This is a genomic window from Allofournierella sp. (assembly GCF_017889395.1).
In the GTDB taxonomy this organism is placed as follows: domain Bacteria; phylum Bacillota; class Clostridia; order Oscillospirales; family Ruminococcaceae; genus Allofournierella.
In genome coordinates, this window is sequence record NZ_JAGHKE010000005.1 from 1 (window position 1) to 17268 (window position 17268).

Here is a 17268-nt window from a genome sequence, read left to right on the forward strand (position 1 = left end):
CTGCGCCATTGACACCTGCGGCCTTAATGCCGGTATCGGTGGTTCCAATCCACCAGTTGCCGTTGCTGCCGATATACGGGGTCAGGCCATCCTTTCCGTCCTCGCCGTCTTTGCCGTCCTGACCGTCTTTACCATCGGAGCCATCGGAACCGTCCGCACCGTCGCTGCCCTCGGCCTTGATGCCGGTGTCAACGCCGCCGATCCACCAGTTGCCGTTGTCGCCTATGTAGGGGGTATCGCCATCTTCACCGGGATCACCCTTGTCGCCTTTGATCCCTTGCAGGGCAGACAGGGCAATCAGGTTTTGCCAGTCGCTGTCCGCGTCATATTTCCATTGGATGTAGCCGCCCTCGACGCGAAGCTCCACCTGTTTGCCGTCCGCACCGTCCGAGCCGGTAATATCGGAGAGGTCAACCAAAGGCCGCCATTTGTCATCACCCTCGCCCACATAGCGCCAAAGGATGCTGCTGCCGTCGTTTTTCAGTTCTACCTCACGGCCATCTTCACCGTCCTCGCCTTTCAGGTCGGAAAGGGGCATCAGGTTTTTCCAGGCGGTGTCCTCGCCGGTGGTGTATCGCCACTGAATATAGCCATTGGCTACTTGCAGTTCCACTTCTCTGCCGTCGCCGCCGGTGATGGCATCCAGCGCCACCAGGTCACGCCAGGCGGTGTCCGGCTCGTCCGTGTATTTCCATTGAATTTGTGTGCCGTTGTTCCGCAGTTCTACTTCGCGGCCATCCTGTCCGCCGGAATCGCCCACCAGTTGAATGTTACCCAGATCACGGATGGACGCTGTGCCGTCTTTCACAGTAATCTGAACATTCACCGTGCGGCTGGCAAAGTCGGTGCTTCTATTGTTTTCCTGCTCTGTATAGAGCCGCAGGGTGTAGTTCCCATCCGAAACGCCGGTCAGGGGGATGTTGACCGTGCCGCTGGCGGCGGCGGTATCGCTCAGTTCGACCAGCTTGTTGTAATAGAGAACGTCCGTGCTGCCGTCCGGGGTCAGCACGCAAGAAAGGTACTGATTTTCGCCGGTGTTGGCAACATAGCCAAAGGAGAGGGTTTCGCCGGTCTGGGCCGCCTGTGCGGGGTCGGCGGTCACGGACAGCTTCAAACTATCGTCAAAAATGGTATATTTATATTCCTCAAAGCCTTCCAGCACCAGCGGATAGGGGACTCCGCCAATCGTTACCCTTTTGGCGTCTTTTGCAAGGTAGAACGCATCGGAAATGTCCAGATAGAAGGCTGGGCGCACACCATAATTACTCGTGCTATAATCACTCACCACTGTTCCGTCTATTCCCTTCACGGCATAGACAGTAGGCAAACTCGTAGTATCGCATGTCGTACGCAGCCAGTAACGATCGACAGACGACACATCGTCATAGAGTTCACTCTTGAGGATTTCGGCGTCGGTTCTGTCCGCTTCGTCTTTGGACAGGGGCCAGAACGGCTGATCATGCGCCGTTTCACCGCTGATCCCGTCCGCGGAAGTGAGAGTGCGGGGAACGATGAGGGAACTTTCTTTGCCGGCCAAATTAAGATTGGAGCTAAAATCTGCCATTTTTTGTTGCAAATCGCTGCCAAGATAGTTTGACGAGTTAGTTTTTGCCAGGATGACTTGGGCGCCCATGGCTTCCCGCGGATTTTCAAACAGGGTGACGGTGTTCTCCGGGCCGGGCACCGAGCCTTTTTCCCCTTGGCCCACCACATACCACCACTGGCCGCCGAACGCCACCTGGATTCCCTCAACCTTTTCCGGCAGCGCCTCGGCTTTCACATACAGGGCGGGGCGGACAGCCTTGGTTTCCTTTGGATTGCAGGTCTGGGTCGTTCCATTCGAGACTTGATAGAAATACGCGAAAAACATGGAAGTATCAAATATACCAGTGCGAGTATAATAATCCGCTTCAAACTCTTTTATATTTGAGCCTAACGAATTCAACTCGACCAAACCAATCGGCCATACTGACTGATTTGTCGGAGTATATCCGTGGATATCATCTAACGTTTCACGATCAACAATGTTGGCTTTGTCCTCAGCGGAAAATCCGTTTGCTATCTCCTCCATCTTCGTTTTAATGACGGTGTTTATGTACGCCACGTTATTTTCAGAATTAAATTGTGTTTGCTCAAAGTCATTGTTTTTGGCAAACAGGGTGTAGCAGCCAGAGGGGGCTTTTACGCCATCACTTTCGGTGCCGATGATGTACCAGTCATACCCGGCAAAGGTCACGATGTCGCCAATATTGTGGTCGCTTGCGGCAAAAGCAGTCGTGCCCATGCCCGGCACCAGCCCCACCAGCAGGCACAGGCAGAGCAGCGCGGCTAAAAATCGTTTTTTCATAATGTTAAATTCCTTGTTTTTCATTTATTCCCAACTCCCTTTACCACCGCCAATACCGCCGGTCGGAGTGGAAACCGCCCCCGCCTGATAGTGTCCCAGCAGACGGGAACTCTTATCAAAGAACAGGACGCTTGTATATACCGGGGTAACCGTAAACTGAAAGCTGTCCGTATCACGGTACAATCTTTCCAGATCACTTGTATAAAGGTCTCCAATCAAAGCCTGTGCGCCGGGCAAACCACCGCCGCCGCCATTTCCGGTGAACTGTTTTTTCACATCGCCATAGCCGCCAACCGTCACACGGAAATAGAAAACCGCACAGATCAAAGACCCCTGTGTGTGGTACTTGTTTTCGGTGCATTTGATTTCCTGCACCACCTGATCCAGTTGCTCGTCCTCAAGTTTTCCTTTGAAGTTGTTGTAAAAATCCTGTGCAATCTGTTCGTTCAGTTTTTTGTTTTCACTCATATCAAATTCTCCTTTCGCGGCGCAGTGCGCCATCATGTTGACCGTGTTTGCTCCGGTGCTATTATCCGCTGCCGGAGCGCATTTTTTCGTTGCGGCAGACCCCCAGCAGAGAGCCGGGGAACTGGTGGTAATGGCGGCAGGAGCCGCAGTCAATACTCAACGGGTCATCATCCACCATGTCCGCATGGGGGCAGGCGTCCTCAAAATTCAAAAGAACAGGACGGCCTGACGGGGTATGACCGGGCTGTTTGCAGTAGTCCTCGTAGTCCTCCACCTCTCTTTGGAGATGGTCGTCCCAAAATACGGGGACTTCCACCACTTCGCCCTCAAATTCATACCGATTGTACTGCTCCATCACACAGCCTCCTTCCCATTGGTTTCGGTGTTTTGGTATCATCAAGCCTCTGGAATGAAAACGCCGGTGAGGGTGCGGCGCATTTGCGCCTTTATCTGTTTTTTATAACCGCCATACAAAGTCCGATGGCTGCACAACTACGGACACCCCCTTTCCGGTAATCGCGGGGATTTCCAAACAAAAAAAGGACGCACCACGCCCACAGAAAACCTGTGGACGCAGCACGTCCTTTTGTATGGCAATATGAAATTCAGGGCAGGAAAAACGGACAGACTTACCTTATCTGTCTGTCTAATTATGGGGGTTAAATCCCATTTGTCAAGACCTTTTCTGTAAACTTTCATTTTTCTCCCCGCCCTTTGCCTGTAAGCATCGCCGCCTTCATGTTATTGTGTTTGGAAATTAACACAGCTTCATTTATACTACAAAAAAACAGGTTTGCCTATTACCCGTTTGGCCCCCCAAAACGGGTGACCCCCGGAGGGAAAAAGCCGTGGTTTTTTCCCTCTGCGGCATCATTGCAGCATATATTTTTTGAGGTCTTTCCGGTTCTTGATACCCAATTTCCGCATGGCTTCAAAGATGTGCTTTTTGACCGTATTTGCCGAAATATCAAGGTGTTCCGCGATTTCCTGGGTCGTCCAGTTACGGGCTGCCAGCATCGCAATCGCAAACTCGGTGGTGGTCAAATCGTCCGCCACATCATGCCCGGTGACCGGGTTATGAACTCTACGCCAGCCGGAAGAGAAACGATAGGTAATGTCGATAATTCTTTTGAAATCTTCCGGCCATTTTGGTTTGATGGCCGCCTCCAGCATGGCCCCCAAAAGTCCGTGGTGTTCCCCAAAGCCCTCGATCAGATCGTCCGGGCGTGCAACCTCCCATGCCGTCAGAAGATGCGCCTGAGCGCGGTCGGTCTGCTTCATGCTCATGTAGTCCATCACCGCCACCAGATGCAGGTAGATGGCGGAAATGGGATAAGCGGATGCGCCCATGGCAAGGGCAGCCTCGACGATCCCGGCGCTGTGGCTGTATTCCTCTTTCAAGTAGAGATAGTGCGCCTGCACATACAGCGCAAAGGCTCGCACACCAGGCGGCAGCAGCGGCAGAAAATCTTCTGCGGGAGGCATTTCCTCCGGCAGCGGCAGGTGCAGCAGCACCGCCGCCCCAAACGCAACAAAGGCTTCCATAGCACGAACCGGCGAGGCGGTTTGCCCATCCGCAGCCAATGTGCTTTTAATCTCGTCCAGTGCATATCGGGCATGGTCAATCCGTCCCATGGTCAGGCAGGAATATGCAAAAATCCAGCAGGCAGAAAGACGGATGCCGCTGTCAGCCGCCGTAAGATAAACCTCGGTTTCCTGCATGGCTTTTTCCGCCTGTCCGCTGAAATAGTGATACTCCGCCAGAGCGATGTCCCTTTTCGGTCCGGCTTTCATTTTTTGAATCGTCTGCATACAGCGCCCCGGCTCAAAGGGCGTGTTAATCAGGGGCATAAAGCCGGGGAACAGCTCCGGCGCTTTTTTCGGCTTTGGGGGAGCCGCCTGTTTTTTCTGCTTGCGGGGATCGCCGGGTTTCTCCGCACTTTCCGGGATAGCCCACGAAGTGCCAAACCGTTCCGCACCGGGGATGCGCCCCTCGGAGCAGTATTGGTTGATCCGGCGCTCGGACACACCCCATTTTTCAGCCGCCTCCCGGATAGATATATAACCTTCCATCTCACACCTCCTGTATGGAAATCGTTTGTGTTTGGTAAATGTATGACCATTTTTATTATATACGATTACTCGTAGAGTTTCAATGTTTTCGATACTCTGGCATCCTATATGTAGGCACAAATATTGCTGCAAGACAGATTCAAACATGGCAAAGAAAAAGATTCAAACATGGCAAAGAAAAAACACCCTTGACAAATCGCTTTCCAAAAGAAGATTCTCCAAAAGGCTTCCAAGGAAAAAGGCTATACTGACACCATCTTTTTCGTGGATGACGGCATCACCGGAACCACCATGAAGCGCCCCGGTTTTCAGAAAATGATCGCCGCAATCGAGGCCGGGTACATCTCGGCGGTGTTCGTGAAAGACCTCTCCCGACTGGGCCGAAACTATATTGAGGTGGGCAAGCTCACCGAAGAGTTTTTCCCGCTCCATGATGTGCGGCTGGTGGCCGTTTCCGATGGCGTGGACAGTGACGAGGGCGAGGACGATTTCACCCCGTTTAAGAACATTATGAATGAATACTACGCCAAGGACATCTCCAAGAAGCGCCGGATTGTCAACAAGATGAAAGGCAACGCCGGGATTCCGCTTTCGCCGCCGCCCTACGGCTACATGAAAAAACCGGACGATCCCCGGTTTTGGGTGATTGACCCGGACGCTGCCGAGGTGGTGCGCTGCATCTACCGTCTGGCCTTGGAGGGCAATGGCCCCTTACAGATCGCCACGGCGCTGGGGAATATGGGGGCGCTGAACCCCTCTGCCTATCGAACCATCAAGGGGATTAGCAAGGGCGGCTCCAAAAGCACGCTGGAGCCTACCAAGTGGAACCACACCACCGTCAAGAAAATCCTTACCTTGCAGGAATACTGCGGCGATGTAATTAACTTCAAGACCTATTCCAAGTCCTACAAAATGAAGCGCCGGATTGAAAACCCGGAGGAAAACCGGGCAATCTTCCTCAATGTCCATGAGCCCATCATTGACCGTGTGACTTGGGAAAAGGTGCAAAGCCTGCAAACCACCCGGCGCAGGCGGCCTACCGTAACAAAGGAGTCCAGCGCCTTTTGCGGCTATATGAAATGCCCGGAGTGTGGCGGTAATCTGACTTTCCACTTCAACCAGGGCAACCACGACATCAAGTTCTTTAGCTGCAACAACCACAATTCCGGGCTCCGCAAATGCTCGTCTACCCATTATATCCGACTGGACTTCTTGGAGCAGGTTGTGCTCTATGAGGTGCATAGGCTGGCTTGCTTTGCTAATGAGTATGAAAACGACTTCATCAAGGCGATGGTGGGCCGCTCCGCCAAGGTAGCGGAAAATGACAGGGTACGCAAGAAGCGGGAGTTGGACGGGCTGTTGGCCCGGGACAAGGAGCTGGATATGCTCTTTGAACGGCTCTATGAGGACAATGTGTCCGGCAAGATCGACGATGCTCGGTTTTCCAAAATGTCCAAGCGGTATGAGCAGGAACAGGGCGAAAACGCCGGGCGGATCAAGGCGCTACGACTGGAGCTGAAAAAGCTGGAAGATAAGCGGATGGATGTGGACACCTTTCTGGAAACGGTGCGCCGCTACACCGACGCCACCACCATCACCAAACGCATGGTTGCCGAGCTCATTCAGTACATCGAGGTTTATCCTGCGGTCAAAGAGGACGGCGTTACCAATCAGCGGGTGACGATCCACTACAACTGCATTGGAGCCTTTGAGGTGCCGGATCGCCGGAAGATCCCCGAGCGGGACATTCTTTTGGAAACGAGAAAAGGCGTAGCATTAAGCTACGCCCCCGCACAGATTGCCATATAAACTTGGAAATAAAAAATGCGGAGTATCATCAGCAGACCTTTTCAGATCCTTTAATGATACTCCGCATGGTCGGAGTGACGGGACTTGAACCCACGGCTTCCTGGTCCCGAACCAGGCGCGCTACCAACTGCGCTACACCCCGATGTAAAAAATAGCAGCAGCGTGCGGGCTGCTGCTATTTCTGGTTGGAGAAGAAGGATTCGAACCCTCACAAACAGAGTCAGAGTCTGTCGTGCTACCCTTACACAATTCTCCAATATTTTCTGCTCTCTGGGGCCGTGCCCTGAGTGCTTTATTATTATACCGTCGGGTTTTGTAAATGTCAACCCCTTTTTTCAAAAAATACCGAAAAAAGAAACGCGGGGACCGCATGGTGATCTGCGGTCCCCGCTGGGTGCGCTGAAAGAAAAATTAGGCGGGGTTTTTGTCCAGATAGTCCGCCGCGCTCAGTCCGGCGATCAGGCCTTCGCCCACCGCCTTGGCCACCTGCAAAGGCGCGCCGGTCACGTCGCCCGCTGCGAACACGCCGGGCAGATTGGTGGCCATATTGCGGTCCACCGGCACCGAGCCGTTTTCAATGGCAAGACCGGGCAGCAGGGTATTCGGCGCAATGGCGCTGCGCAGGATGAACACGCCGTCGAAGGCTTCCTGCTTCGGGCCGATCTGAGCCCACTGTACCACCTCTTCGCCACCCACCGCTTTCAGGTTGCCGGGGATAAAACGCACGCTTTCTCGCAGCTCCGGCGGCTGCTTGGCGGCCACAAAGCTTACCTGACAGCCGATGGAATCCAGGAAGTTGGCCTCGTGGGCAGCCTCTGGCGAAAGCCCCCAGACCAGCAGCTTTTTGCCCCGGTAGAGCATGCCGTCGCAGGTGGCGCAGTAGGAAACGCCACGGCCCAGGAATTCTGCCTCGCCGGGCACCGGCTTGGCCCGGGCAATGCCGCAGGCCAGGATCACGGTGCGGCTTTCCAGAATCTCGCCGTTGAAGTTGATCATAAAGCCGTTACCCATGGGCAGGATGTTGGCTACCCGGCCGGGCAGCGCCTGGATGCCCATCGCCGCCGCATGAGCGGAGAACTGGCGCAGCATCTCCTCGCCGGTCACACCGGGCATGCCCAGGTAGTTGTCCACCTGCTCGGCCTTGGCCAGAAAGCCAGGCGCTGCGCCCAGAACCTGAACGGTCTTGCCGCGCTGATGCAGATTGATGGCCGCCGAAAGCCCGGCGGGGCCGCCGCCGATCACGGCGCAGTCGAATCGATCCATGAAGATCCTCCCTTGTGTGTGAAAACCGCTTTGCCCGCAGGCATCCAGAAGGATCACACAACAGGCCGGGCGGTGATTGTTTTTTCTTTATTATACCCGATTTCACACAAAGGGAAAAGGAATCTGGTCACAGACGGCGCTCAGGGTGGGTGTGCATATTTTTTGCGGGTAGCGGCTCCGCCCCGCAGATGGCGTTCCGCCTTGTTCCGTTCCAGTACCACCTGCGCCCGGCGGAACAGCTCCGGGTCCAGATGGCGCAAACGAGTCGTCACGTCCTTGTGGACGGTACTTTTTGAGATGCCGAAGCGGTCGGCCGCGGCGCGCACCGTGGCGCCGGTGCAGGCGATGTATTCGCCCAGCAGCACAGCCCGCTCCTCCGGGTTGCCTTTCATAACTGCGCATCCCCCCCACACATGAGTTTTATTTCATGTGTATGCGGGCGCGAAACGCGCTATGCGGGCAAACAAAATCCCCTGGAAGAGGTTGTCTTCCAGGGGATAAAGTGGAATTATTCTGGCTTGACCGGCCGCAGCATGCGGGTGGCGTTCAGCACAGCCAGCACCATCACGCCCACATCCGCGAACACCGCCCACCACATGTTGGCGATGCCCACCGCGCCCAGCAGCAGGCACAAAAACTTCACTGCTAGGGCAAACACGATGTTCTGGTACACGATGCGGCGGCACTTGCGGGCGATGCGCAAAGCCAGCGGCAGCTTGGCGGGGTCGTCGTCCATCAGAACCACGTCCGCCGCTTCAATGGCCGCGTCGGAACCCAGGCTGCCCATGGCGATGCCCACATCCGCCCGGCGCAGCACCGGCGCGTCGTTGATGCCGTCGCCCACAAAGGCCAGGGTGGTGTTCGGAGCTTTGGCGTTCAGCAGCTGCTCCAGCTTTTCCACCTTGTCGCCGGGCAGCAGCTGAGCGTGGTAGTCGTCCAGGCCGAGGCGCTGAGCCACCTGATGAGCGGCGGCCTTGGCGTCGCCGGTAAGCATCACGGTGCGGATGCCCTGCCGCTTCAGGCTTTGGATGGCCTGGGCAGAGGTGGGCTTCTCCACATCGCTGATCTGCAAAAAGCCTGCGTAGGCACCATTGATGGCCAGATACACCACGGTAGCGCCCTCGGCGGGCTTGCTGCTCTGAGGGATCTGCACGCCCTGCTGCTCCATCAGACGGGCGTTGCCGGCGGCAACCGGTACACCGTCCACCTGGGCGGTAAGGCCGTGACCGGCTTCCTCATGTACCTGCCGGGTGCGGCCGGAATCCAGCGGCTTGCCCCAGGCGGCCCGCAGGCTCTGGGCGATGGGATGGCTGGACCAGCTCTCGGCCAGAGCGGCGGTCTCCAGCAGGGTGTCCTCGGTGAAGCCCTCGGCGGGGAACACGCCGGTCACCTGGAACACGCCCTGGGTCAGGGTGCCGGTCTTGTCGAACACGATGGTCTTCACCTGGGCCAGGGCCTCCAGATAGTTGCCGCCCTTGATCAGGATGCCGCTGCGGGAAGCGCCGCCGATGCCGCCGAAGAAGGTGAGGGGGATGCTGATGACCAGCGCGCAGGGGCAGCTGATGACCAGGAAGGTGAGCGCGCGGCTCACCCAGACGCCCCACTGGCCGGTGAACAGGCTGGGCAGGATGGCCAGCGCCGCCGCGCCGATGCAGACGGCGGGAGTATAGTAGCGGGCGAACTTGGTGATGAAGTTTTCCGCCTTGGCCTTTTTCAGGCTGGAGTTCTCCACCAGCTCCAGAATGCGGGCCACGGTGGACTGGCCGAAGGGCTTGGATACCTTCACCCGCAGCACTTCGTCCTGGTTCACGCAGCCGGAGATCACATCGTCCCCGGGGCTTACCCGACGGGGGCGGCTCTCGCCGGTGAGGGCGCTGGTGTTGATGGTGCCGCTGCCCTCCAGCACAACGCCGTCCAGGGGGATTTTTTCGCCGGGGCGGATCAGGATCACGTCGCCCACGGCCACGGTGTCCGGGTCCACCTGCTGCACGCCTTCACCGGTCTCCAGGTTGGCGTAATCGGGGCGGATGTCCATCAGGGCGGCGATGTTTTTCCGGCTCTTGCCCACCGCGTAGCTCTGGAACAGCTCGCCGATCTGGTAGAACAGCATAACGGCGGCGGCCTCCCGGTACTCCTGCAGGGCCAGCGCGCCCACGGTGGCGATGGCCATGAGGAAGTTCTCGTCGAAGATCTCGCCCTGCACCACGCCCAGGAAGGCCTTGCGCAGCACGTCATAGCCGATGATCAGATAGGGGATGAGATACAGCGCCAACTGTGCGTACCAGGGCAGGGGCACAAAAGCGCAGAGCACCCAAACCGCCGCCAGCGTCGCAATGGAAATCAGGATACGGCGCAGCATGCGGGTCTGTTTTCTTGTCATAGGTAACACCTCAAGCAGGGCCGAAGGCCCGTTTTGCCGGGGGATAGCCCCGGTTCAGAAATCGATGGCGAAATCCGGGTCGATGCGGCGGCCGGCCTTGGCCACCTCCTTCAGGATGCGGGCAAAGTCTGCCTCCTCCGCGTCGATGACCAGCTTCTGGGCCATAAAGCTGACGGCGGCGCTCTTCACGCCGGGAATCTGGGCCACGGCGGCTTCCACCTTGGCGGCGCAGTTGGCACAATCCACGTCGATGCTGAATTTCTTTTGCATGATTCAAAACTCCTTTGCAGTGTATGTTATTTCATAATAAGGAAGAAGGGTCATTCCTCCACATGCTCGGCGCCCATGGAAAGCATAGACCGCACGTGATCGTCGTCCAGTGAGTAATAAACGGCCTTGCCCTCCCGGCGGAACTTGACCAGCTTGGACTGCTTCAGAATCCGCAGCTGGTGGCTCACCGCCGACTGGGAAAGCCCCAGAACCTGGGCGATGTCGCCCACGCACAGCTCGCTTTCAAACAGGGCGAACAGCACCTTGATGCGGGTGGAGTCGCCGAAGACCTTGAACAGCTCGGCCAGATCGTAGAGAAACTCATCGTCCGGCAGGTTGGCGCGCACCTTTTCCACCGCGTCCGGGTGAAGGGGCGCGGATTCCACGGCAGGATTTGCCTTGTGCTCCGCCGGATGCTCGTGGGGAGTCATATAAAATCACCTCACATATGAATAAGTGTTCATGTGTTGGTTTTATTATAGCACGCAGTTAGTCGGCTGTCAAGCAAATAGCAAACAAAAACCATCCATTCGGGAACCCAAAAGGGCGAATGGATGGTTTTGTAAAAAGGCATCCACATTACCACCAGCGCGGGAAACAGAAGTGTGCTGCCGAGGAAGAAATACCAGCGATCCAGCGTGATGGGCTGCTGCTCTGCGGGGGCGGCGGAGAAGGCTGCCAGCAGACAGACCGGGACGATCAGCATGGGGGTGGTGATGCTGAAAAAGGCCTGCACCGCATAGCCGATCAGAGCAGTGGCGAGGAAGGGAACGCGGCGGAATGCATTGCGGATGTGAGTGAACAAAAAGCCGCACCAGCAGACAAGACCCAGCAATCCGCCGCAAAGCAGATGCTGCAGGTATTCGTTGTGGGCGGAATCAAAGGTATCGCCGTTCAGTGCGATCAGCGCCTGTGTGTAATAGGGGTTCAGCAGGGCATCTACGCCATCCGCACCAACGCCCACCAGCTTTTGCAGCAGCGGAAGCTTTGCATAGCGCCGGACCAGCACGTCCCATACATCCCAGCGATTGGAGCCCCAGCCGGAGCGCAGCCAGAAGAAGGAATCCAAAGGGCCCAGAGAAAGGCCGAACAGGTTACGCACCAAAAAGCCGCACAGAAGTAGAAGAAGCAAGCCGCCGAACAGCAAGCGAGCCGGCTTGCAGGGCGTTTTTTTCAGACGCGGGCTGATAAAAAACAGAAAAAGCAGCAGTGCGCCGATGGGGAGACAGACAAAAGGCTTTACGAGCACGGCGGAAACGGTTCGAAGCGGCATTCGCAGAGGGAAAAAGTTCAGGAAGATTTCGGTGAGAAAGGCCACGGCGCAAAAGATGGCGCCGATCGCAAACAGGAGCCGTGCGCCATGCCAGGTCAGCCGGCGGTCACAGAAAACAACCGCCAGCATCACCGCCAGCGAAAGCCAGGCGGCATCGGTGCTGGCCATCAGCAGCCCGGTCAGAAGCACCACACAGCAAAGTACCACCCCTGCCCGGCTGCGTCCGCTGCGTGCGTGAAATGCGGTTTGAACCGCCAAAGGCAGACACAGGCATAAATAGGCTGCAAAGAAGTTCAGATTGCCGATCGTGCTCAGATACAAAGAGCCGTTGTCGGGGAGCAGGCTGTAGTAAGTGCCCAGAGGGTCCAGTCCCCAGGCGTTCAGAATGCCCAACAGAGCAATCAGACAGGAGCAGCCGGTAAACAGACGGCAGAGTCCCTGATACAGCCCGGCGGGACAAAAAAGCCGGGTGAGCAGGTAACAAGCGGTGCAGCAGGCGAACAAGGCCAGGCCGTTTCTGCGCCCGGTCAGGCCCCAAAGGGAGGCGAAGCGGTTCTCGCTGAACAGCCACGCAAGCAGGTAGCTTGCGCACCAGGCGGGCAGCCAGAGCATGCCCGGGCTGACGCGGCCCGGCAGGGGGCGGAATGCACGGAGATCAGTCAGCGCGCTGATCGCAAGGCCCAGAAGCCCCAGCAGAACGAATGCCGTAAGCAACGCGAATTTCGCGTGGATCAGATCCATATAGGTGTTTCGGAGATAAAGAGGGAGCCACAGACAAAGCCCGAACACCCAGATGGCCGCCCAGCGGGAAGCGGGCGAATGCCGAGCCGGAGGCAAGGCGGAAAATTGCACGGTATAACACGTCCTGTTCCATTCAAACTGAATCCATTATAGAATACAACGGCACAGATGGCAATCGGGGCAAACAAAAAGCCTTGCCGGAGCACAGGGCCAGCCGGCAAGGCGTGAAACAGCGGATTTAAAAAAGACCGGGAACAGAGCGGTTTCGGATTCGGCTGCGCAGGTCCAGCACCTTTTGCTCAATGGCCTGGATGGTGGCCTCGAAGGCCTCATCCGGCTGACCGGTGGGGTCTTCCAGCCCCCAGTCCTCCCGGTGGCGGCAGGGCAGGGTGGGGCAGCTCACGTTGCAGCCCATGGTCACCACGATGTCTACCGGAGGCAGCTCGGCCAGCAGCTTGCTGCGCTGAGTCTCTTCCATATCGATGCCGTGCAGCTGCTTCATCAGGCGCACGGCATCCTGATTGATGCGGGGCTTGGTCTGGGTACCTGCAGAATAACTCTCGAAGGCGTCGGCTGCAAGCTTTTTGCCCAGAGCCTCGGCGATCTGGCTGCGGCAGGAGTTGTGCACGCAGACAAAGGCCACGCGAATCGTATGGTCCATGGCTTACTCCATTCCTTTCCGGATCAGGTCCTTGACCTCATCCTTGCCGGGCACCCGGCCGTAGCACACCACCTTGCCGTTGACCACCAGGGCAGGAGTGGTCATCACGCCGTAGGCAGCGATCTGGGAAAAATCAGTGATGTGGTCCACCTCGGGGGTAAGGCCCAACTCGGTCATGGCAGCCTTGGCGGCTTCCTCCAGCTGGTTGCACTTGGCGCAGCCGCCGCCCAGTACCTTGACCATCCGGCCGGTGTCGCCGCTTTCCACAGGAGCAGCGCAGCCGGTGCCGCAGCCGCAGGAAGCCTGCGGAGCGTCACTTTTCTTCTTGAAAAACAAACCCATTGTAATAACCTCCTCTGATTAAACAAAAAGGAATTGAATTGCGTTGAAAAAGTAGCCCACCAGGATGATACCGATGGTGCAGATGGCCACAAACAGGGCCAGCAGGCGGGGCTTGATGGCCTTGCGCAGCATAATCATGGAGGGCAGCGACAGGGTGGTGACCGCCATCATAAAGCTGAGGATGGTACCCAGCTGCGCGCCTTTGGAAAGCAAAGCTTCAGCCACCGGAATGGTACCGAAGATGTCCGCGTACATGGGAACACCCACCAGAACCGCCAGAATCACGCCGAAGGGGTTGCTGCTGCCCAGAACGGTCTCCACCCAGGCCTCGGGAATCCAGTTGTGAATGATGGCTCCAATGCCCACGCCCACCAGAATGTAGGGGAAAACCTTTTGGAAGGTGCCCAGCATCTGCTCCTTGGCATAGGTCAGGCGGTCTTTGCGGGTCAGAGTGGGGGCCTGAATGTCCACACTGCCCGCCTTGAGGATGAAGTCCTCCACATGGTGCTCCATGTGCAGCGCCTCGATCAGGCTGCCGCCCGCCACCGCGATGACCAGGCCCATGATCACATAGGTCACGGCCACCTTGGCGCCAAAGATGCTGGCAAGCAGAATCAGGCTGCCCAGGTCCACCATGGGGGAAGAAATCAGAAAGGAGAAGGTGACACCCAGGGGAAGACCCGCGCTGGTGAAGCCCATGAACAGGGGGATGGAGGAGCAGGAGCAGAAGGGGGTGACGGTGCCCAGAAGAGCGGCGATGCAGTTGGCTCCCAGGCCGTGGAAACGACCGATGATTTTTTTGCTGCGCTCGGGCGGGAAGTAGCTTTGAATGTAGGAGATAAGGAAGATCAGCGCACACAGCAGGATGGTGATCTTAATTACATCGTACAAAAAGAATTGCAGGCTGCCGCCCAGCCGGGAGGCGGTGTCCAACCCAAGCGCGCTGAGAAGGGAACCGATGGCGCTGTTCAGCCATTTCATGCCCAAGATCTGGTCCTGGAGAAAAGTCCAGATCATTGGCAGCACGCCTCCTTGCATTCACAGTTTTTGCCCAGACCGCCCAGAAAGGACTGCAGAGCCTCCAGAGTCTCCCGGTTCAGGGAATAATGGGACCATTTGCCCTCCTTGCGGGCATTGACCAGACCGCACTCGCACAGAATCTTCATGTGATGGGAAAGGGTGGGCTGGGTAAACTGGAACTGTTCCAGCAGCTTGCAGCCACACTTTTCGCCATCGGAAAGCATCTGAACGATCTGCAGCCGGTTGGTATCGCCAAGGGCCTTGCAGAGCAGGGCAACATCGGCAGCGACCATGTAAATCACCTCGCATAGAAATTTGTCTATGTGAGAGTATACTGCATAGATAGATAGATGTCAATATGAGAAATGCAAAAGGAGCAGAAAAAATAAAAAAGCCCGGCGGGCAGGAAAGAACCTGCCGCCGGGGAGTTTTGAGTGAATAGTGAAAAGTGAAGAGTGAAGAAGTAAGGTGTGCCGCAAAGCGGCACGGATTTGAATGGACCGGGTCCAGCGGCTTGCGTATCGCACCCCGGTGCCCGGTCGGGTCCGCCAAAAAGGCAGCTGGAGGCTTTTGATGAGAAAAGCCCTATGCGTACCGGCTTGCATATCGTACCCCAATGGCCGGTCGAGTCCGCCAAAGGCAGCTGGCGAATCTTGTTGAGGAAAACTCGGTGCGTACCGACTTGCGTATCGTACCCCAATGGCCGGTCGAGTCCGCTAAAAAAGGCAGCCGGAGGTTTTTGCTGAGGAAAGCCCGGTGCGTACCGGCTTGCGTGCTCCACCCCAATCAACGGTCGAGTCCGATAAATCAATCTTCGTCCAGTTTGAGGACGGCGGTGAAGGCCTCGCTGGGCAGTTCTACGCTGCCGAGCTGACGCATCTTCTTTTTGCCTTCCTTCTGCTTTTCCAGCAGCTTTTTCTTACGGGTGATGTCGCCGCCGTAGCACTTGGCCAGCACGTCCTTGCGCATGGCCTTTACGGTCTCGCGGGCAATGACCTTGCCACCAATAGCCGCCTGAATGGGAATCTCGAACATCTGACGGGGAATGTTTTCCTTCAAACGCTCCGCCAGACGACGGCCCTTGGCATAAGCCTTGTCCGCATGTACGATCATGGACAGGGCGTCCACCATGTCGCCGTTGAGCAGCATGTCCAGTTTCACCAGCTTGGACTCCTTGAAGCCCTTCATCTCGTAATCGTAGCTGGCGTAACCGCGGCTGCGGCTCTTGATGGCGTCGAAGAAATCGTAAACGATCTCGCCCAGAGGCAGCTCGTAGTGCAGGTCCACACGGGTCGCGTCCAGATACTTCATGTCGATCATGGTACCGCGCCGATCCTGGCACAGATCCATCAGGCTGCCCACATACTCGCTGGGGGTGTAGATGTGCGCATCCACAACCGGCTCCTCCTGCTTGGCGATCCGGCCCGGATCGGGGTAGTCGGAGGGGTTCTCGATCACCTTCACCTCGCCATCGGTCATGGTGATGCGATATTCTACGCTGGGCGCGGTGGTGATCAGGTCCAGATCAAACTCGCGCTCCAGACGCTGGGTGATGATGTCCAGATGCAGAAGACCCAGGAAACCGCAGCGGAAGCCAAAGCCCAGCGCCACACTGGTCTCCGGCTCAAAGCTCAGGGACGCGTCGTTCAGCTGCAGCTTCTCCAGCGCGTCCTTCAGGTCCGGGTACTGGGAACCGTCGACCGGGTAGATACCGCAGAAAACCATGGGGGTCACCTTGCGGTAGCCGGGCAGCGGTTCCGGGGTGGGGTTGGATACCAGGGTCACGGTATCGCCCACACGGGTATCCTGTACAGTCTTGATGCTGGCGGTCAGATAACCTACCTCGCCCGCCTGCAGCTTGTCGCAGGGGGTCAGGCTGGTGGCGCCCATCCGGCCCACCTCCACCAGGGTGAATTCCGCGCCGGTGGCCATCATGCGCACGGTGTCGCCCGCCTTCGCGGTTCCGTCAAATACGCGGATGTATACGATTACGCCCTTGTAGCTGTCGTAAACGCTGTCGAAGATCAGGGCCTTCAGAGGGGCGTTCTCGTCGCCGGTGGGGGCGGGAATGTCCTGAATCACCTGCTCCAGGGTATCCTCGATGCCGATGCCCATCTTGGCCGATACCCGGGGCGCGTCCAGGCAGGGCAGACCGATCACATCCTCCACTTCCTGAGCCACACGGTCCGGCTCAGCGCTGGGCAGGTCGATCTTGTTCAGAATCGGCACCAGCTCCAGGTCGTGCTCCAGAGCCATGTAGGTGTTGGCCAGGGTCTGGGCCTCCACGCCCTGGCTGGAGTCCACCACCAGGATCGCGCCCTCGCAGGCGGCCAGGCTGCGGCTCACCTCGTAGCCAAAGTCCACGTGACCCGGGGTGTCGATCAGGTTGAACTCGTAATCCTTGCCGTCACGGGCCTTGTAGTTCAGGGTCACCGCGCGGGCCTTGATGGTAATGCCGCGCTCCCGCTCCAGGTCCATGTTGTCCAGCAGCTGGTCCTCCATCTGGCGCTCGTCCACACTGTGGGTCTTTTCCAGAATGCGGTCGGCCAGGGTGCTCTTGCCATGGTCAATGTGGGCAATGATGCAGAAATTGCGGATGTTATCTCTTGCCAAAAACGTCT

General features: G+C 57.3%; 15 protein-coding genes, 2 tRNA genes and 1 pseudogene. 1 reads left to right on the top strand and 17 read right to left on the bottom strand.

What is annotated here, in order from left to right:
* The 4 genes and pseudogenes from J7G73_RS13635 to J7G73_RS13640 all read right to left on the bottom strand — a co-directional run.
* Window positions 1-2371, bottom strand: a pseudogene (locus J7G73_RS13635) (hypothetical protein); the annotation flags it as partial.
* Window positions 2372-2815 (bottom strand): VapA/VapB family virulence-associated protein, encoded by a 444-nt coding sequence (locus J7G73_RS01165; RefSeq protein ID WP_291244908.1) that lies wholly within the window; start codon window positions 2813-2815, stop codon window positions 2372-2374. It abuts the pseudogene before it with no gap.
* 61 nt (window positions 2816-2876) lie between these two features.
* Complete coding sequence (locus J7G73_RS01170) at window positions 2877-3170, bottom strand: hypothetical protein (RefSeq protein ID WP_283619259.1); 294 nt, start codon at window positions 3168-3170, stop codon at window positions 2877-2879.
* Between the two features lie 515 nt (window positions 3171-3685).
* Window positions 3686-4888, bottom strand: coding sequence for a helix-turn-helix domain-containing protein (locus J7G73_RS13640; protein WP_367113921.1), 1203 nt, complete (start codon window positions 4886-4888; stop codon window positions 3686-3688).
* Window positions 4889-5083: 195 nt separating this feature from the next.
* Here J7G73_RS13640 and J7G73_RS01185 point away from each other — a divergent pair, with 195 nt between their 5' ends.
* A complete protein-coding gene (locus J7G73_RS01185) occupies window positions 5084-6697 on the top strand; it encodes a recombinase family protein (protein WP_291244933.1) in 1614 nt (537 codons plus the stop codon).
* Between the two features lie 66 nt (window positions 6698-6763).
* Here J7G73_RS01185 and J7G73_RS01190 read toward each other — a convergent pair.
* The 13 genes from J7G73_RS01190 to lepA form a co-directional block, all read right to left on the bottom strand.
* Window positions 6764-6839, bottom strand: a tRNA-Pro gene (locus tag J7G73_RS01190).
* Window positions 6840-6879: 40 nt separating this feature from the next.
* Window positions 6880-6953, bottom strand: a tRNA-Gln gene (locus J7G73_RS01195).
* 155 nt (window positions 6954-7108) lie between these two features.
* The gene (locus tag J7G73_RS01200; RefSeq protein ID WP_291244909.1) at window positions 7109-7960 is read right to left on the bottom strand and encodes an NAD(P)/FAD-dependent oxidoreductase; all 852 of its coding nucleotides are present in this window, start codon (window positions 7958-7960) and stop codon (window positions 7109-7111) included.
* A 140-nt stretch (window positions 7961-8100) separates the two neighbouring features.
* The gene (locus J7G73_RS01205; RefSeq protein ID WP_291244910.1) at window positions 8101-8352 is read right to left on the bottom strand and encodes a sporulation transcriptional regulator SpoIIID; all 252 of its coding nucleotides are present in this window, start codon (window positions 8350-8352) and stop codon (window positions 8101-8103) included.
* Window positions 8353-8468: 116 nt separating this feature from the next.
* Window positions 8469-10340 carry a heavy metal translocating P-type ATPase gene (locus J7G73_RS01210; protein ID WP_291244911.1) on the bottom strand — a complete coding sequence of 624 codons (1872 nt, stop codon included), beginning with the start codon at window positions 10338-10340 and terminating at the stop codon, window positions 8469-8471.
* A 54-nt stretch (window positions 10341-10394) separates the two neighbouring features.
* Window positions 10395-10610 carry a cation transporter gene (locus J7G73_RS01215; protein ID WP_291244912.1) on the bottom strand — a complete coding sequence of 72 codons (216 nt, stop codon included), beginning with the start codon at window positions 10608-10610 and terminating at the stop codon, window positions 10395-10397.
* A gap of 50 nt (window positions 10611-10660) precedes the next feature.
* Entirely contained in the window at window positions 10661-11041 is a 381-nt protein-coding gene (locus J7G73_RS01220) for a metalloregulator ArsR/SmtB family transcription factor (RefSeq protein WP_291244913.1), read from the bottom strand.
* Between the two features lie 29 nt (window positions 11042-11070).
* The gene (locus J7G73_RS01225; protein ID WP_291244914.1) at window positions 11071-12624 is read right to left on the bottom strand and encodes an O-antigen ligase; all 1554 of its coding nucleotides are present in this window, start codon (window positions 12622-12624) and stop codon (window positions 11071-11073) included.
* Window positions 12625-12862: 238 nt separating this feature from the next.
* Window positions 12863-13285, bottom strand: coding sequence for an arsenate reductase ArsC (locus J7G73_RS01230; RefSeq protein WP_291244915.1), 423 nt, complete (start codon window positions 13283-13285; stop codon window positions 12863-12865).
* Between the two features lie 3 nt (window positions 13286-13288).
* Window positions 13289-13627 carry a thioredoxin family protein gene (locus J7G73_RS01235; protein WP_087295772.1) on the bottom strand — a complete coding sequence of 113 codons (339 nt, stop codon included), beginning with the start codon at window positions 13625-13627 and terminating at the stop codon, window positions 13289-13291.
* An 18-nt stretch (window positions 13628-13645) separates the two neighbouring features.
* The gene (locus tag J7G73_RS01240) at window positions 13646-14665 is read right to left on the bottom strand and encodes a permease (protein ID WP_291244916.1); all 1020 of its coding nucleotides are present in this window, start codon (window positions 14663-14665) and stop codon (window positions 13646-13648) included.
* Complete coding sequence (locus J7G73_RS01245) at window positions 14641-14940, bottom strand: helix-turn-helix transcriptional regulator (protein WP_087295770.1); 300 nt, start codon at window positions 14938-14940, stop codon at window positions 14641-14643. The genes J7G73_RS01240 and J7G73_RS01245 overlap by 25 nt, the downstream gene beginning before the upstream one ends.
* Window positions 14941-15454: 514 nt before the next feature.
* Window positions 15455-17260, bottom strand: a complete 1806-nt coding sequence (gene lepA / locus J7G73_RS01250) for a translation elongation factor 4 (RefSeq protein WP_291244917.1) — start codon at window positions 17258-17260, stop codon at window positions 15455-15457.
* Window positions 17261-17268 lie beyond the last annotated feature (8 nt).

What these genes read in the sequence shown, in the direction of transcription:
- J7G73_RS01170 (WP_283619259.1), bottom strand. Translation starts at nt 3,170, where the DNA reads ATGGAGCAGTACAATCGGTATGAATTTGAGGGCGAAGTGGTGGAAGTC.
- J7G73_RS01240 (WP_291244916.1), bottom strand. Translation starts at nt 14,665, where the DNA reads ATGCAAGGAGGCGTGCTGCCAATGATCTGGACTTTTCTCCAGGACCAG.
- J7G73_RS13640 (WP_367113921.1), bottom strand. Translation starts at nt 4,888, where the DNA reads ATGGAAGGTTATATATCTATCCGGGAGGCGGCTGAAAAATGGGGTGTG.
- J7G73_RS01210 (WP_291244911.1), bottom strand. Translation starts at nt 10,340, where the DNA reads ATGACAAGAAAACAGACCCGCATGCTGCGCCGTATCCTGATTTCCATT.
- J7G73_RS01235 (WP_087295772.1), bottom strand. Translation starts at nt 13,627, where the DNA reads ATGGGTTTGTTTTTCAAGAAGAAAAGTGACGCTCCGCAGGCTTCCTGC.
- J7G73_RS01200 (WP_291244909.1), bottom strand. Translation starts at nt 7,960, where the DNA reads ATGGATCGATTCGACTGCGCCGTGATCGGCGGCGGCCCCGCCGGGCTT.
- J7G73_RS01245 (WP_087295770.1), bottom strand. Translation starts at nt 14,940, where the DNA reads ATGGTCGCTGCCGATGTTGCCCTGCTCTGCAAGGCCCTTGGCGATACC.
- J7G73_RS01205 (WP_291244910.1), bottom strand. Translation starts at nt 8,352, where the DNA reads ATGAAAGGCAACCCGGAGGAGCGGGCTGTGCTGCTGGGCGAATACATC.
- J7G73_RS01225 (WP_291244914.1), bottom strand. Translation starts at nt 12,624, where the DNA reads ATGGATCTGATCCACGCGAAATTCGCGTTGCTTACGGCATTCGTTCTG.
- J7G73_RS01215 (WP_291244912.1), bottom strand. Translation starts at nt 10,610, where the DNA reads ATGCAAAAGAAATTCAGCATCGACGTGGATTGTGCCAACTGCGCCGCC.
- J7G73_RS01230 (WP_291244915.1), bottom strand. Translation starts at nt 13,285, where the DNA reads ATGGACCATACGATTCGCGTGGCCTTTGTCTGCGTGCACAACTCCTGC.
- J7G73_RS01165 (WP_291244908.1), bottom strand. Translation starts at nt 2,815, where the DNA reads ATGAGTGAAAACAAAAAACTGAACGAACAGATTGCACAGGATTTTTAC.
- J7G73_RS01220 (WP_291244913.1), bottom strand. Translation starts at nt 11,041, where the DNA reads ATGACTCCCCACGAGCATCCGGCGGAGCACAAGGCAAATCCTGCCGTG.